We start from the raw sequence: 14874 nt of genomic DNA, 5'->3' as shown, positions 1-14874 counted from the left end.
AGCGTCAGACCGCCAACTGCTCAGCCATCCAATGGCAGACAGTGCTCCACCACCAGTTGCACCGCATCGCCGCCGCGGTAGTCGTCGGCGACCAGCCGATAGGCGATGTGCACGCGGCGGCCCGGTTCGCGGCCGTGCCAGCCGTTGAAGTGGATCGCGTTCAAGGGCGCGGCACGGCCAGGACAGCGCAGGCTCAGCTTGAGGTGGCGCTCTTTCAGCACGCGCCACTGCAGCACCTCAAATTCGCCATCGAACAGCGGCTCGGGGAAGCCCTGCCCCCATGGTCCACCCTGGCGCAGCGCCTCGGCATGGCGATGGTCGAGTTCGTGCGGTTCCAGCACGCCGTCGCTGAGCAGTTCGGCCTGCAGCAGTTCCGCGTCCAGGCTGGCCAGCGCATGCGCGCGGAACACCTCTTCGAACTCGGCCAGCGCGTCCTGCGGCAGGCTCAGGCCCGCGGCCATGGCATGGCCGCCGAACTTCTCCATCAGGCCCGGCCGCTGCGCCTCCACCGCCGCCATCGCGTCGCGGATGTGGAAGCCGGGAATCGAACGCGCCGAGCCGCGCAACTGGGTGCTGCCCGGCTCGGCCGGGGCGAAGGCGATCACCGGCCGGTGCAAGCGGTCCTTCATCTTCGAGGCGACCAGGCCGATCACACCGGGATGCCACTGCGCATCGAACAGGCATACCGCCACCGGCGGCTGCTCGGGCGCGGCCAGCAGCGCCTGCGCCACCACCGCTTCGGCCTCGTCGGTCATCTGCTGCTGCACGGCGCGGCGCTCGGCGTTGATCTCTTCCAGCGTCGCGGCGATCGTGCGCGCCTGTTGCGGGTCCTCGCACAGCAACAACTCGATGCCCAGTGCCATGTCCTCGAGGCGGCCGGCGGCGTTGAGCCGCGGTGCCAGGGCGAAGCCGATGTCGCTGGCGCTGAGCCGTGCCGGGTCGCGGCCGCTGGCCTCGATCAGGGCGCGCAGACCGAGGCAACCTTCGCCACGCTGCAACCGGCGCAAACCGGCCGAGACCAGCGCGCGGTTGTTGGGATCCAGCGGCACCAGGTCGGCGACGGTGCCGACCGCGACCAGGTCCAGCAGCCCACTCAGGTCCGGCGGTGCCGCCGCGAACGCGCCGCGCACGCGCAGGTGCCGGCGCAAGGCCAGCAGCACGTAGAAGATCACCCCGACGCCGGCCAGCATCTTGCTCGGGAAGGCGTCGCCGGCCAGGTTCGGATCGACGATGGCGTCGGCCGGCGGCAAGGCCGGACCCGGCAGGTGGTGGTCGGTGACCAGCACCTGCCAGCCCAGCGCCTTGGCCGCGGCGACGCCGGCATGGCAGGCGATACCGTGGTCCACCGTCACCAGCAGGTCCGGCTGCAACGGCGCCAGTTCCGCGACCAGCGCCGGCGACAGCCCGTAGCCATGGACCATGCGGTTGGGCACCGCATGCAGCACCTGCGCGGCGCCGAGCAGGCGCAGCCCGCGCACCGCCACCGCGCAGGCGGTGGCGCCGTCGCAATCGAAATCGCCGACCACCAGGATGCGCTTGCCCGCCGCGATGGCTTCGGCCAGCAACGCCACCGCGGCGTCGATGCCGCTCAGCGCATCCGGCGGCAGCAGTTGCGCCAGCTTGGGCTGCGCCAGGCCACTGTCGTGCGCGCCGCGCGCGGCATAGATGCGCCGCAGCAGCGGCAAGGTGGCCTCATGCCACGGGCCGGTCGCGGCCGCCGCGGGCCGCCGCACGATGCGCGCGCTGGAACTCATGCGTCCAGGCGCGACAGCGGCCGCCGCCACAGGCGCCAGCGTTGCGCGGGAGCGATACGGAAACAGGTGCCGTCCTCGAAATCCAGCTGCAGCTGCTGCAGCTCGCCATCGCGCAACGCCTGCAGCAGCGGCTGCACCACCTCGCCGACGAACTGCTCGGGCGCGCGCAACTGGCGCAGGTCGACCAGCGCATCGACCCGCGGCGCCTGCGCATCGGCGACGCCGGCGGCCTGGGCCAACGCGCGCAACAGCGGATCGCGGCTGCGCACCTGCGCATGCGCAGTGCCGACGGTGGCCGGCAGGCGGCCGCCGCCCCAGAACCACAGCGAATTGATCGCCGGCTGGCCGCGGGCGACGCGTTCGCGGTTCCAGGGATGCTGGTGCAGCACGATCTGCACTTCGGTCAGCAGGGCACGCCAGCGGCGCGCATCCTCGCCCTGCGGCAGATGATCGAACAGGTCCGCCCCGAGCACCTGCGCCGGTGCCGCGAACACCGGCAGCACGCTGTCGGCCGGCAGGCGCAGGTACCAGCGGGTCGGATCGGGCGCGTCCAGGGTCAGCCCGCTCTCGGCGAACACGCCCTGGACCGCCGGCAACAGCGCGTCCAGGTCCACCGCGTCGAGCGGCAGCATGTCGCCATGCGCCATCAGCCGCGCGCCCTGCATGTCCGGCACCACATAGGCGGGATCGGCGCGCAGCCACAGGCCGTCGCCGGCATCGCCGGCGTCCAGTTGGCGGGTCAGCGCCGCGGCCGGCAGCGATGCTTCCGCCAGCACGAAATGGCGGCGCAACTGCGCCTCGCCGCCGGGCACGGCCTGCGTGCGGTCGGCGCGGCCGAACGCGCGCGCCACCTCGCCGGCCAGCACGGCGCCGGCCAGGCGGACCCGCTCCGGCAACAGCAAGGTGGCGACCGCCATCGGATCAGCCGACGTAGGCGACGCTGACGATCTCGTACTCGCGGCGTCCGGCCGGGGCATCGATGCTGACGCTGTCGCCTTCCATCTTGCCGATCAGCGCACGCGCCAGCGGCGAGGAAATCGCGATCAGGCCGAGCTTGATGTCCGCTTCGAGGTCGCCGACCAGCTGGTAGCGCTTCTCTTCGTCGGTCTCCACATCGGCCAGGGTCACGGTGGCGCCGAACACCACCTTGCTGCCGACCGCCAGCTTGCTGACGTCGATGACCTCGGCGTGCGACAGCTCGCTTTCCAGCTGCTTGATGCGGCCTTCGATGAAGCCCTGCTGTTCGCGCGCGGCGTGGTACTCGGCGTTCTCCTTGAGGTCGCCGTGCGCGCGCGCCTCGGCGATCGCGGTGATGACCTCGGGACGCTTGACCGACTTCAGGTGATCCAGTTCCTCGCGCAACCGCTGCGCGCCTTGCATGGTGATCGGGGCTCTCACGCTTCCAGCTCCTTGTGCAGTTCCTGCAGCGCCCAGACCGGACCGGTGCCGCGGAATTCCAGTGAATGCACCAGCGCACGCGCGCCGGCGACTGTGGTCGAATAAGTGACGCGATGCTGCAGGGCTTCGCGACGGATCGAGAACGAGTCGGAGATCGCCGCCCGGCCCTCGGTGGTGTTGACGATATACACGATTTCGCCGTTCTTGATCAGATCGACGATGTGCGGGCGGCCCTCGGCGACCTTGTTCACCTGCTCGCACTGCAGGCCGTGCTGCTGCAGCCAGGCGCAGGTGCCGCGGGTGGCGACCAGGGTGTAGCCGCGCTCGACCAGCGCCTGCGCCACCGGCAGCACGCGCTGCTTGTCCGGATCGCGTACCGACACGAAGGCCTTGCCCAGCGGCGGCGCCTTGATGCCGCCGGCTTCCTGCGCACGCGCGAACGCTGCGCCGAAGCTGCGACCCACGCCCATCACCTCGCCGGTGGAGCGCATCTCCGGGCCGAGGATCGGATCGACGCCCTGGAACTTGGCGAACGGGAAGATCGCCTCCTTCACCGAGTAATAGTCGGGCACAATCTCCTTCAGCGCGCCCTGCTCGGCCAGGGTCTTGCCGGCCATGCAGCGCGCGGCGATCTTGGCCAGCGGCACGCCGATCGCCTTGGACACGAACGGCACGGTGCGCGAGGCGCGCGGGTTCACTTCCAGCAGGTAGACGATGTCGTCGCCGGCATCGTTGACCTGCACCGCGAACTGGGTGTTCATCAGCCCGACCACGTTCAGCGCCTTGGCCAGTTCGACCACCTGGCGGCGCAGCTCGGTCTGGGTGGCCGGCGACAGCGAGTACGGCGGCAGCGAGCAGGACGAATCGCCCGAGTGCACGCCGGCTTCCTCGATGTGCTCCATCACGCCGCCGATCAGCACCTGGCCGCTATGGTCGGCGATGATGTCCACGTCCACTTCCACCGCGTTGTCGAGGAAGCGATCCAGCAGCACCGGCGAATCGTTGGAGACCTTGACTGCGTCGCGCACGTAGCGCGCCAGGTCGGATTCGCCGTAAACGATCTCCATGGCGCGGCCGCCGAGCACGTAGCTCGGGCGCACCACCAGCGGATAGCCGATCTCGCGCGCCAGCACCAGCGCCTCGTCGGCGTTGCGGGCGATACGGTTCGGCGGCTGCTTCAGGCCCAGCTTGTCGACCAGCTGCTGGAAGCGCTCGCGGTCCTCGGCCAGGTCGATCGAGTCCGGCGAGGTGCCGATCACCGGCACGCCGTTGGCTTCCAGCGCGCGCGCCAGCTTCAGCGGGGTCTGCCCGCCGTACTGCACGATCACGCCCTTGGGCTGCTCCAGCTCGACGATCTCCAGCACGTCTTCCAGGGTCAGCGGCTCGAAGTACAGGCGATCGGAGGTGTCGTAGTCGGTGGACACGGTCTCCGGATTGCAGTTGACCATGATGGTCTCGTAGCCGTCCTCGCGCAGCGCCAGCGCCGCGTGCACGCAGCAGTAGTCGAACTCGATGCCCTGGCCGATGCGGTTGGGGCCGCCGCCGAGGATCATGATCTTGTCGCGATTGCTGGGCGCGGCCTCGCACTCGTCCTCGTAGGTCGAGTACAGGTAGGCGGTGCTGGTGGCGAACTCCGCCGCGCACGAGTCAACGCGCTTGTACACCGGGCGCACCTTGTGCGCGCGGCGCAGCGCGCGCACCGCGGCCTCGTTGGTGCCGCACAGCTCGGCCAGACGCGCATCGGAGAAGCCGGCGCGCTTGAGCGTGCGCAGGCGCTTGGCGTCCAGCGCGCCGAGGCCGTCGGCAGCCAGCTGCGCTTCCTGCGCGATCAGGTCTTCCATCTGGTCCAGGAACCAGGGATCGATGAACGACAGCGCGTGCACCTGCTCCACGCTCATGCCGGCGCGGAAGGCGTCGGCGACGTAGAACAAGCGCTCCGGACCGGGCGCCTTCAGCTCGCGCTTGAGCGTGGCCAGGTCGTCCTCGCTGCTCAGGTCCAGCCCGGTCGGGTCCAGCCCGATCTTGCCGGTCTCCAGGCCGCGCAGCGCCTTCTGCAGCGATTCGGAGAAGGTGCGGCCCATCGCCATCACCTCGCCCACCGACTTCATCTGCGTGGTCAGGCGCGCGTCGGCCTGCGGGAACTTCTCGAAGGCGAAGCGCGGGATCTTGGTGACCACGTAGTCGATCGACGGCTCGAACGAGGCCGGGGTCAGCCCGCCGGTGATCTCGTTCTTCAGTTCGTCCAGGGTGTAGCCCACCGCCAGCTTGGCCGCGACCTTGGCGATCGGGAAGCCGGTGGCCTTGGAGGCCAGCGCCGAGGAGCGCGACACGCGCGGGTTCATCTCGATCACCACCACGCGGCCGGTCTGCGCGTTGATGCCGAACTGCACGTTGGAGCCGCCGGTGTCCACGCCGATCTTGCGCAGCACGGCGATGGAGGCATCGCGCAGGCGCTGGTATTCCTTGTCGGTGAGGGTCTGCGCCGGGGCCACGGTGATCGAGTCGCCGGTGTGCACGCCCATCGGGTCCAGGTTCTCGATCGAGCAGACGATGATGCAGTTGTCCGCGGTGTCGCGGACCACTTCCATCTCGAACTCCTTCCAGCCCAGCACCGACTCCTCGACCAGCACTTCGCTGGTCGGCGACAGTTCCAGGCCGCGGCCGACGATCTCGATCAGCTCTTCGCGGTTGTAGGCGATGCCGCCGCCGCTGCCGCCGAGGGTGAAGCTGGGGCGGATGATGGTCGGATAGCCGACCGTGGCCTGAATCTCCAGCGCCTCTTCCAGGGTATGCGCCACCGCAGCCTTGGGGCACTCCAGGCCGATCTCGCCCATCGCCACGCGGAACAGCTCGCGGTCCTCGGCCATGCGGATAGCCTCGCGCTTGGCGCCGATCAGTTCGACGCCGTACTTCTCCAGCACGCCGTGGTCGGCCAGGTCCAGCGCGCAGTTCAGCGCGGTCTGCCCACCCATGGTCGGCAGCAGCGCGTCGGGCTTTTCCTTGGCAATGATCTTCTCGACCGTCTGCCAGTTGATCGGCTCGATGTACACGGCATCGGCCATGTTCGGGTCGGTCATGATCGTGGCCGGGTTGCTGTTGACCAGCACCACGCGGTAGCCCTCGTCGCGCAGCGCCTTGCACGCCTGCGCGCCGGAGTAGTCGAACTCGCAGGCCTGGCCGATGACGATCGGGCCGGCGCCGATGATGAGGATGGTTTGGAGGTCGGTGCGCTTGGGCATGGGGGATTCTCAGTAGAGGCGGTCCTGCCACGCCGCGGGGGCGCGCCAGGTGATCTGATCGGGCGAACGCGCATCGATCGCGCCATGGTCGACCGCGGCGCGAACCTCGCGCTGCATCGCGGCCCAACTGCTGGCGGTGGCGCCGATGCGCGCGCCGATCCGGTTGTTGTGGGCGTCCATCGCCCGGCTGGCGTTGCCGTGGCCGTCGCGCTCCATGACCGCCGTGACCCAGTCCACGCAGCGCGGCGACAGGGTGTAGGCGACCACGGCGCTGGCCAGGCTGTGGCGGTACGCATCGGCCGGGCCGTCGCGTCCGCCCGGCAAGCCGGCGCTGAGCCACTGCGGATACACCGCGCCCAGCACGAAGGCCGGATACGCGGCGAGCACCAGCAACGCCGTGGCCGGCCACCGCCAGCGGCGGGTCGGCGACGGCATGGCCGGCGCTGCGGCCATCAGGCGGCGGCCGCCATCAGCGCGGTGAAGCGATCGAACAGCGGCGCCACGTCGCGTGGACCCGGCGACGCTTCGGGGTGGCCCTGGAAGCTGAAGGCCGGCGCGTCGGTGAGCGCAATGCCCTGGTTGCTGCCATCGAACAGCGAGCGATGGGTGACGCGCACGTTGGCCGGCAGCGTCGCCTCGTCCACCGCGAAACCGTGGTTCTGCGAGGTGATCATCACCCGGCCGCTGTCCAGATCCTGCACCGGATGGTTGGCGCCGTGGTGGCCGTGGCCCATCTTCAGGGTCTGCGCGCCGGCGGCCAGCGCCAGCAGCTGGTGGCCCAGGCAGATGCCGAAGGTCGGGATCTTGCGCGCCAGCAGTTCCTTGATCGCGGCGATCGCGTAGTCGCACGGCGCCGGGTCGCCGGGGCCGTTGGACAGGAACACGCCGTGCGGGTTCATCGCCAGCACCTCGGCGACCGGCGTCTGCGCCGGCACCACGGTCACCTCGCAGCCGCGCTCGGCGAGCATGCGCAGGATGTTGTGCTTGACCCCGTAGTCGTAGGCGACGACCTTGAACTTGGGCTCGGCCGTGACGAAGGCGTTGCTGTCCAGGTCGAGCTGGCCGTCGCGCCAGGGATAGGACTTGTCGGTGGAGACCACCTTGGCCAGATCCATGCCCTTCAACCCCGGGAACTTGCGCGCCGCTTCCAGCGCGGTGTCCACGTTCACCTCGCCGGCCATCAGCGCGCCGTTCTGCGAGCCCTTCTCGCGCAGGATGCGGGTCAGCTTGCGGGTGTCGATGCCGGCGATGGCGACCACGCCGCGCTGGATCAGCCAGTCCGGCAGCGCCACCTGGTTGCGCCAGTTGCTGGGGCGGCGCGGCACGTCGCGCACGATCAGGCCGGCCGACCAGACCTGGGCGGCCTCGTCGTCCTGGTCGGTGCAGCCGGTGTTGCCGATATGCGGATACGTCAGCGTGACCAGTTGGCGGGCGTAGGAGGGATCGGTGAGGATCTCCTGGTAGCCGGTCATGGCGGTGTTGAACACCACTTCGCCGACGGACAGGCCGGCAGCGCCTACGGATTCGCCCTCGAACACGGTGCCGTCTTCAAGGACAAGGATTGCGGGTTGAGTCACGGGGTTCGCCTTGGGGAGAGAGGAACCCTGCCCCACCAACTTGCAGGCTGCAAGAAACCGCGAACTCGGCGCTTCTCCGGGTCCGTGGCGATGGGTAACAGGCGAGCGAGAATTGTACCGGCGCGGGGCGGTCCGCGCCAGCCGTTTATGTGAAAACCGCGTTCAGCCGAGCAGGTCGCGCAGCCGATAGGCCCCGGGCGCACGCCCCGGCAGGCGCGCGGCGGCATGCAACGCGCCGCGGGCGAAGATGTCGCGGTTGCTGGCGCGGTGCACCAGTTCGACCCGCTCGCCGAGTCCGGCGAACTGCACCAGGTGTTCGCCGACGATGTCGCCGGCACGCAGGCTGGCGTAGCGCGGGGTCGCGCCGCCGTGCGCGGCCGCGTCGCCGAGGGTGAGCGCGGTGCCGGAGGGCGCGTCCTGCTTGTGCACGTGGTGGGATTCGACGATGTCGCAGTCCCAGCCCGGCAGCGCCGCGGCGGCGCGCTCGACCAGATCGTGCAGCACCGCCACGCCCAGGCTGAAGTTCGAGGCCCAGATCAGCGGAATGCGTTCGGCCGCAGCGGCCAGCGCCTGCCGCTGCGCGTCCTCCAGTCCGGTGGTGCCAGACACCAGCGCCGCACCGCGCCCGGTGCACAGGACCAGCACCGGGTCGAAGCCCTGCGGCAGGCTGAAATCGATCGCCACGTCGAAGGCCGGCACGCCGCCCAGCTCGGCCGCGGCGAAGTACGGCACGCCGTCGATCACCCGCTGTGCCGGCGCGCGCCGCACCACCGCGGCCACCACTTGCAGCGCCGGGTCCTGCGCGGCCAGCCGCAACAACGCCTGGCCCATCCGGCCGGACGCACCATGGATCAACACACGCAGCGGAGAAGTCGTCATCGGCACAAGGCTAGCGGTTTGCGCGCGGGTGCGACAGAGGGCGCGCGCGCCCGAGACGCAAGCGTCCCACGCGCCACCTCGGACGTGGCGATGCTTCCCTCGTCGGGGCTGAAGTCCCTCCCACAGGGGCGTGGCGGCACTGGAAGCGACAAAAAAGCCGCCGGGCGAGGCACCCGGCACCTGCCAAGAGACATCGCAGCCGATCAGACACCACCTGCGGGAGGGACTTCAGCCCCGACGCGTTGCACCCACCCAATCGGGCATGCACCTGTCGACGCCACCGCTACCGCCAAGAGGGGAGCACGCTCGCCGGATCGATCAACCGCCCTACTCGGCCGCCGCCTGCCCCAACAAGCGCTTGTCCCAGTCCTCCACCGCACGCTGCGCCAGGCGCCGCTCGAACAGGGTGCGCCAGTTCGGCACCAGCGGCAGCGCCAGCACCTCCTGCAGTTGCGCCGGGTCGATCTCGCGCCGGTACAGCAGGCCGACCAGGCGTGCCAGCGGCCACTGCGGATACGGACGCTCCAGCAGCACCAGACTGTCACCGGCGGCGACCTCGCCGGGCTGCAGCACACGGTAGTACCAGCCGGTACGGCCACTGTCCTGCACGCGCCGCGCCAGCGCGGCCACGCCGAACCGGTCGGACAGCTTCCAGCACGGCTGCCGCGACTGCGACACCTCGACCAGGGACGTGCCCAGGCGCAGGCGATCGCCCAGGCACAGGTCGGCTTCGGTCACCCCGCTACTGCTGAGGTTCTCGCCGAACGCGCCCGGCGCGTCCAGCAAGGCATGTGCGCCGAGTTCCTCGCGCCAGGCCGGGTAGTGATCGCGCGGGTAATGGTGCAAGGCCTTGTCGGGGCCGCCATGCACGCGGCGGTCGCCCTGCTCGTCCAGCTCCAGCCCCTCCGGGCCGATGCGCAGGCGTCCGTCCTGGGGCCGCTTGTCGATCGCGCTGCGGCTGCCCGGGCGGGTGAACGCCTGCGCGCGGCCGACCAGGACCGCGTCGATGGTCCAGGACGCGACGGCGGCATCGGACGACGTCATCGACGGAGGCGACGCCGGACTCAGGCCGTCGCCCGCCGGTGCGCAGCGACCTCGTCCTGCAGCAGCGCACCGAGGATGCGCACGCCGGTCTCGATGCGTTCGGCCGGCACGGTCACGAACGACAGCCGCAAGGTATTGCGCTGCGGCGCGACCGCGAAGAACGGCGCGCCCGGCACGAAGGCCACGTTGCGCTCGATCGCCTTGCTCAGCAGCGCGCCGCCGTCCATGCCCTCCGGCAGTTCGACCCAGATGAACATGCCGCCGGCCGGGCGGTTCCAGCGCACCTGCGCCGGGAAGTACTTGGCCAGGGCCGCCAGCATCTGCTCGCAACGGCTGGCGTACAGCGCACGGATGCCGGGAATATGCGCATCCAGGAACCCGTCCTGCACCGCCTCGTAGACGATGCGCTGGCTGAACGAGGGCGTGTGCAGATCCGCCGCCTGCTTGGCCTGCACCAGCTTGGCGTGCACGGCCTCCGGCGCGACCACATAGCCCAGGCGCAGGCCCGGCGCGAACACCTTGGAGAACGAGCCCATGTAGATGGCGCCGTCCGGGTTCATCGACAGCAGGCTCGGCAGCGTATCGCCGCTGTAGCACAGCTCGCCATAGGGATCGTCCTCGACGATGGGCACGCCGGCTGCGGCCGCACGCGCGACCAATGCCTGGCGGCGGTGCAGCGGCAGGCGCCGCCCGGTCGGATTCTGGAAGTTCGGCAGCACGTACATGAAGCGCGCGCCGGCCAACTGCGCATCGTCCAGCGCGTCCACCACCACGCCGTCGTCGTCCGACTGCATCGCCGCGAACGCCGGCTGGAACAGCGAGAACGCCTGCAGCGCGCCAAGATAGCTGGGCGTTTCCACCAGCACCTTGCTGCCTTCGTCGATGAACACCTTGCCGAGCAGGTCCAGGCCCTGCTGCGAACCGGTGGTGATCAGCACCTGGCTGGGACGGATGTGGGCGCCGTCGCGGCTCAGCCGCGCCGCCACCCATTCGCGTAGCAACAGATAGCCTTCGGTCGGGCCGTACTGCAGCGCCGCCTGTGGCGCGTCGCGCAGCACCTTGTCGCAGGCCTCGCGCATGCGCTCGACCGGGAACGTGTCCGGCGACGGCAGGCCGCCGGCGAAGGAGATCACTTCAGGCCGTTCGGTGACCTTGAGGATTTCGCGGATCGCCGAACTGGTCAGCGCCTGCGCACGGCGGGAGAACTGGAATGGGCTGGTCATCGGCATAGGATAGTCGCCGCCATCGCGACGCGCATGTGCGGCGCACAAGCGATGCGCCGGCCAGCAACGGGCGACGCGACTCAGTGCCGCCGCGGCGGCGTCGGCCCGCAGCTGTCGCAGCCGCCACAGGCGCCCGCACCGGCGCTGGCCGGCGGTGCGATGCGCCGCCCCAGCGCCTGCAGCCAGGCCGCCCGGCCGGGCTTGAGCAGGCGTAGTGCGAGCGCGCCGCGCAGCTTGCGCGCGGTGCCCGGGAACTGCTTCTTCAACACCACCCAGGCGCTGACCAGTACCGCCAGCGCGATCACCAGGTACTGCAGCAGCAGCGAGGCGCTCATCTCAGCCGGCTCCCAGCGCCACCGCAACCTGGTAGGTGACCAGCGAGGCCAGATACGCCAGCGCGAACAGGTAGAACGCGGCGAAGCTCATCTGCTTCCACGAATTGGTCTCGCGCTTGATCGTGGCCAGGGTGGAAATGCACATCGGCGCGTAGATGTACCAGACCAGCAGCGACAGCGCGGTGGCCAGCGACCAGCCGTCGTGGATCAGCGGCGACAGCGCCTGCGCGGCGGCATCGTCGTCGGCCGCCGACAGCGCGTAGACCGTCGCCAGCGAGGACACCGCCACCTCGCGCGCGGCCAGCCCGGGGATCAGCGCGATGCAGATCTGCCAGTTGAAGCCCAGCGGCGAGAACACGGTGGTCATGGCGTGGCCGATGCGGCCGGCGAAGCTGTAGTCGATCGCCGGCAGGGTGGCGTCGGCCGGCGGCGCCGGGAACGACAGCAGGAACCACAGCAGGATGGTCAGCGCCAGGATGATGCCGCCGACGCGCTTGAGGAAGATCGCCGCGCGCTCCCACAGGCCCAGCGCCAGGTCGCGCAGGTGCGGCACGCGATAGGACGGCAACTCCAGCAGCAGCGGATGCTCGCCCTTGTCGCGGCGCCACTTCTTCATCGTCCACGACACCACCAGCGCACTGGCGATGGCGGCGAAGTACAGGCCGAACAGCACCAGCCCCTGCTGGTTGAACACGCCCCACACCTGCCGCTGCGGGATGAACGCGCCGATCAGCAGCGCGTACACCGGCAGGCGCGCCGAACAGGTCATCAGCGGCGCCACCAGGATGGTCGCCAGGCGATCGCGCGGATCCTGGATGCTGCGGGTGGACATGATGCCGGGCACGGCGCAAGCGAAACTGGACAGCAGCGGGATGAACGAGCGCCCGGACAGGCCGGCGGCGGCCATCATGCGGTCGAGCAGGAACGCCGCACGCGGTAGGTAGCCGGATTCCTCCAGCGCCAGGATGAAGGCGAACAGGATCAGGATCTGCGGCAGGAACACCACCACCCCGCCGAGGCCGGCGATGATGCCGTCCACCAGCAGGCTGTTCAGCGGCCCCTCCGGCAGGGTTCCGCCGATCCAGGCGCCCAACGCCTTGGTGCCGCCATCGATCAGGTCCATCAGCGGCGCCGCCCAGGCGTACACCGCCTGGAAGATCAGGAACATCACCACCGCCAGGGTCAGCAGGCCGGCCACCGGATGCAGCAGCCAACGGTCCAGCGCGTCGTCGACGCGCGAGGTGCGGGTCGGCATCGACACCGCCGCCGCCAGGATCGCGCGCACCTGCTGGTGGTAGTCGCCCTGCCCTTCGCTCGGCGCCACCGCGGGCGGCAGTGCCGGCGCCAGCGCGTCCAGCCGCTCGACCAGGGCGCGGGCGCCGTTGCGGCGCACCGCCACGGTCTCGATCACCGGCACGCCCAGCGCCTGTTCCAGCGCCTGGCGGTCGATCTGGATACCGCGGCGCTGCGCCGCGTCGACCATGTTCAAGGCCACCAGCATCGGCTTGCCCAGCTCGCGCAGTTCCAGCGCGAAGCGCAGGTGCAGGCGCAGGTTGGTGGCGTCGACCACGCAGACCAGCACGTCCGGCGCCGGTTCGCCCGGGTAGAAGCCGCGGCACAGGTCGCGGGTGATCGCCTCGTCCAGGCTGGCCGGCTGCAGGCTGTAGGCGCCGGGCAGATCCAGCACCGCGAACTCGCGCCCGGACGGCGCGCGGAAGCGGCCCTCCTTGCGCTCGACGGTGACGCCGGCGTAGTTGGCGACCTTCTGCTTGCTGCCGGTCAACTGGTTGAACAGCGCGGTCTTGCCGCAGTTCGGGTTGCCGACCAGGGCCAGGCGCAGCGGCGCGGCCACCGCGCTCACGAGCGCACCTCGTCCAGCGCGCTGACCTGCACCCGTGCCGCCTCGCTGCGCCGCAGCGCGAAGCGCGTATACCCCACCTGCACCAGCAGCGGTTCGCCACCGATCGGCCCGCTGGCCAGCACCTGCACCTGTTCGCCGGCGACGAAGCCCAGCTCGCGCAGACGCCGGGCGATGGCGTCGTTGGCCTGGCGGTCGTGCACGGATTCCACGAGGGCGCTGCTGCGCAACGGCATGTCGGACAACGTCACAGCACGTTCCGTCGATAAGAATGGTTATCAATTGTAGCATCGCCGCGGCGCGTCATGGCGGGACCGGCACGGCCGGCTATGATCGCCGTATGGCTGCCGTTTTCCCTTTGTACGAGCGTGTTCGATGAGCGATGCCCTGTTGTTGCAACGATCCGGCAAGGTCCTGACCCTGCAGTTGAACCGACCCGAGGTCCGCAACGCCTTCGACGCCGCGCTGATCGTCCAGCTCAGCGACGCCCTGCTGCAGATCGGCGCCGATCCGCAGGTGCAGGTACTGGTGCTGGCCGGTGCCGGCGCGGCGTTCTCGGCCGGTGCCGACCTGCAGTGGATGCGCTCGATGGCCGGCGCCGGCGAACAGGAGAACCTGGACGATGCGCTGGCCCTGGCGCGGCTGATGCGTCTGCTGGACGAACTGCCCAAGCCCACGGTGGCGCGGGTGCAAGGCGCGGCGTTCGGTGGCGCGGTGGGCCTGGTCGCCTGTTGCGACATCGCCGTGGCCGCCACCGATGCGCGCTTCGCGCTCAGCGAAAGCCGGCTGGGCCTGCTGCCGGCGGTGATCTCGCCGTACGTGATCGCGGCGATCGGCGCGCGCCAGGCGCGGCGTTGGTTCGCCAGCGCGGAAACCTTCGACGCCGCCACCGCGGCGCAGATCGGCCTGGTCCACCAGGCGGTGGCGCCGGAGGCGCTGGACGCGGCGGTGCAACGCCAGGTCGCCCTGCTCGGCCAGGCCGGGCCGCTGGCCGCCGCCGGCGCCAAGGCCCTGGTGCGGCGGGTCGCGGCCGGCGGCGAGCGCGATGCGCTGGACCAGGCCAACGCCGCCCTGATCGCGCAATTGCGGGTCTCGGCCGAAGGCCAGGAAGGACTGAATGCGTTCCTGGAGAAACGCGAACCGGCCTGGAGGGCTAGTCCATGAACCCGATCGACCATCTCGGCCTGCGCTGCAGCGACCTCGACCGCAGCCTGACCTTCTACCGCGCCGCCCTGGCCGCGCTGGAGCTGGACGTGGTGATGCAGGTGAGCGCCGAGGAAAGCGGCGGCCAGCGCCACGTCGGTTTCGGACGCGACGGCAAGCCCAGCTTCTGGATCGCCGACGGCGGCCGCGACGCCGGCGACAATGGCGTGCACGTGGCCTTCGTCGCCGCCAGCCGCGCGCAGGTGGACGCGTTCCATCGCGCCGGCCTGGCCGCCGGCGGCCGCGACCACGGCGCACCGGGCCTGCGCCCGCACTATCACCCCGACTACTACGGCGCGTTCCTGCTGGATCCGGACGGCCACAACATCGAAGCGGTCTGCCACCGCCCGGCAGCGGCCTGATC

The 14874-nt window shown here is 70.5% G+C and carries 14 protein-coding genes; 2 read left to right on the top strand and 12 right to left on the bottom strand.

Annotated elements, in window-relative coordinates; all coding sequences use genetic code 11:
• Window positions 1–20: 20 nt before the first annotated feature.
• The 12 genes from recJ to SLW52_RS19030 form a co-directional block, all read right to left on the bottom strand.
• Window positions 21–1754 (bottom strand): single-stranded-DNA-specific exonuclease RecJ, encoded by a 1734-nt coding sequence (gene recJ, locus SLW52_RS19085; protein WP_320740912.1) that lies wholly within the window; start codon window positions 1752–1754, stop codon window positions 21–23.
• Entirely contained in the window at window positions 1751–2671 is a 921-nt protein-coding gene (locus SLW52_RS19080; RefSeq protein ID WP_267099497.1) for a phosphoglycerate mutase, read from the bottom strand. The genes recJ and SLW52_RS19080 overlap by 4 nt, the downstream gene beginning before the upstream one ends.
• A gap of 4 nt (window positions 2672–2675) precedes the next feature.
• Window positions 2676–3140 carry a transcription elongation factor GreA gene (gene greA / locus SLW52_RS19075; RefSeq protein ID WP_026143501.1) on the bottom strand — a complete coding sequence of 155 codons (465 nt, stop codon included), beginning with the start codon at window positions 3138–3140 and terminating at the stop codon, window positions 2676–2678.
• Window positions 3141–3148: 8 nt separating this feature from the next.
• Window positions 3149–6391, bottom strand: a complete 3243-nt coding sequence (gene carB / locus SLW52_RS19070) for a carbamoyl-phosphate synthase large subunit (RefSeq protein WP_017915611.1) — start codon at window positions 6389–6391, stop codon at window positions 3149–3151.
• A gap of 9 nt (window positions 6392–6400) precedes the next feature.
• Window positions 6401–6844 carry a hypothetical protein gene (locus SLW52_RS19065; protein WP_043091930.1) on the bottom strand — a complete coding sequence of 148 codons (444 nt, stop codon included), beginning with the start codon at window positions 6842–6844 and terminating at the stop codon, window positions 6401–6403.
• Window positions 6844–7968 carry a glutamine-hydrolyzing carbamoyl-phosphate synthase small subunit gene (carA, locus tag SLW52_RS19060; protein WP_152237821.1) on the bottom strand — a complete coding sequence of 375 codons (1125 nt, stop codon included), beginning with the start codon at window positions 7966–7968 and terminating at the stop codon, window positions 6844–6846. Before carA ends, SLW52_RS19065 begins: the two co-directional genes overlap by 1 nt.
• A 162-nt stretch (window positions 7969–8130) precedes the next feature.
• Window positions 8131–8847 carry a 4-hydroxy-tetrahydrodipicolinate reductase gene (gene dapB / locus SLW52_RS19055; RefSeq protein WP_295935627.1) on the bottom strand — a complete coding sequence of 239 codons (717 nt, stop codon included), beginning with the start codon at window positions 8845–8847 and terminating at the stop codon, window positions 8131–8133.
• Between the two features lie 327 nt (window positions 8848–9174).
• Window positions 9175–9891: an MOSC domain-containing protein gene (locus tag SLW52_RS19050; RefSeq protein ID WP_153750902.1), complete on the bottom strand. Its 717-nt coding sequence runs from the start codon at window positions 9889–9891 to the stop codon at window positions 9175–9177.
• Between the two features lie 20 nt (window positions 9892–9911).
• Complete coding sequence (locus tag SLW52_RS19045; protein WP_152245425.1) at window positions 9912–11120, bottom strand: PLP-dependent aminotransferase family protein; 1209 nt, start codon at window positions 11118–11120, stop codon at window positions 9912–9914.
• A gap of 74 nt (window positions 11121–11194) precedes the next feature.
• Window positions 11195–11449, bottom strand: a complete 255-nt coding sequence (locus SLW52_RS19040; RefSeq protein WP_148828380.1) for a DUF6587 family protein — start codon at window positions 11447–11449, stop codon at window positions 11195–11197.
• A 1-nt stretch (window position 11450) separates the two neighbouring features.
• On the bottom strand, window positions 11451–13310 hold the full coding sequence (gene feoB, locus SLW52_RS19035; RefSeq protein ID WP_209029170.1) for a ferrous iron transport protein B: 1860 nt from the start codon (window positions 13308–13310) through the stop codon (window positions 11451–11453).
• Window positions 13307–13558, bottom strand: coding sequence for a FeoA family protein (locus tag SLW52_RS19030; protein ID WP_026144392.1), 252 nt, complete (start codon window positions 13556–13558; stop codon window positions 13307–13309). The genes feoB and SLW52_RS19030 overlap by 4 nt, the downstream gene beginning before the upstream one ends.
• 124 nt (window positions 13559–13682) lie before the next feature.
• Here SLW52_RS19030 and SLW52_RS19025 point away from each other — a divergent pair, with 124 nt between their 5' ends.
• Window positions 13683–14471 carry an enoyl-CoA hydratase-related protein gene (locus SLW52_RS19025; RefSeq protein WP_152237815.1) on the top strand — a complete coding sequence of 263 codons (789 nt, stop codon included), beginning with the start codon at window positions 13683–13685 and terminating at the stop codon, window positions 14469–14471.
• Entirely contained in the window at window positions 14468–14872 is a 405-nt protein-coding gene (locus tag SLW52_RS19020; RefSeq protein WP_267084367.1) for a VOC family protein, read from the top strand. The genes SLW52_RS19025 and SLW52_RS19020 overlap by 4 nt, the downstream gene beginning before the upstream one ends.
• Window positions 14873–14874: the final 2 nt, after the last annotated feature.

The organism is Xanthomonas sp. LF02-5 (genome assembly GCF_034105325.1).
GTDB classification, from domain to species: Bacteria; Pseudomonadota; Gammaproteobacteria; order Xanthomonadales; family Xanthomonadaceae; genus Xanthomonas_A; species Xanthomonas_A sontii.
The sequence above is the reverse complement of the archived record's forward strand: the minus strand, read 5'-3'. Positions and strand labels throughout refer to the sequence as shown.

Coding starts and splice junctions, on each gene's coding strand:
- recJ (WP_320740912.1), bottom strand. CDS start 1,754: ATGAGTTCCAGCGCGCGCATCGTGCGGCGGCCCGCGGCGGCCGCGACC.
- SLW52_RS19080 (WP_267099497.1), bottom strand. CDS start 2,671: ATGGCGGTCGCCACCTTGCTGTTGCCGGAGCGGGTCCGCCTGGCCGGC.
- carB (WP_017915611.1), bottom strand. CDS start 6,391: ATGCCCAAGCGCACCGACCTCCAAACCATCCTCATCATCGGCGCCGGC.
- SLW52_RS19065 (WP_043091930.1), bottom strand. CDS start 6,844: ATGGCCGCAGCGCCGGCCATGCCGTCGCCGACCCGCCGCTGGCGGTGG.
- dapB (WP_295935627.1), bottom strand. CDS start 8,847: ATGACGACTTCTCCGCTGCGTGTGTTGATCCATGGTGCGTCCGGCCGG.
- SLW52_RS19050 (WP_153750902.1), bottom strand. CDS start 9,891: ATGACGTCGTCCGATGCCGCCGTCGCGTCCTGGACCATCGACGCGGTC.
- SLW52_RS19045 (WP_152245425.1), bottom strand. CDS start 11,120: ATGCCGATGACCAGCCCATTCCAGTTCTCCCGCCGTGCGCAGGCGCTG.
- SLW52_RS19040 (WP_148828380.1), bottom strand. CDS start 11,449: ATGAGCGCCTCGCTGCTGCTGCAGTACCTGGTGATCGCGCTGGCGGTA.
- SLW52_RS19025 (WP_152237815.1), top strand. CDS start 13,683: ATGAGCGATGCCCTGTTGTTGCAACGATCCGGCAAGGTCCTGACCCTG.
- SLW52_RS19020 (WP_267084367.1), top strand. CDS start 14,468: ATGAACCCGATCGACCATCTCGGCCTGCGCTGCAGCGACCTCGACCGC.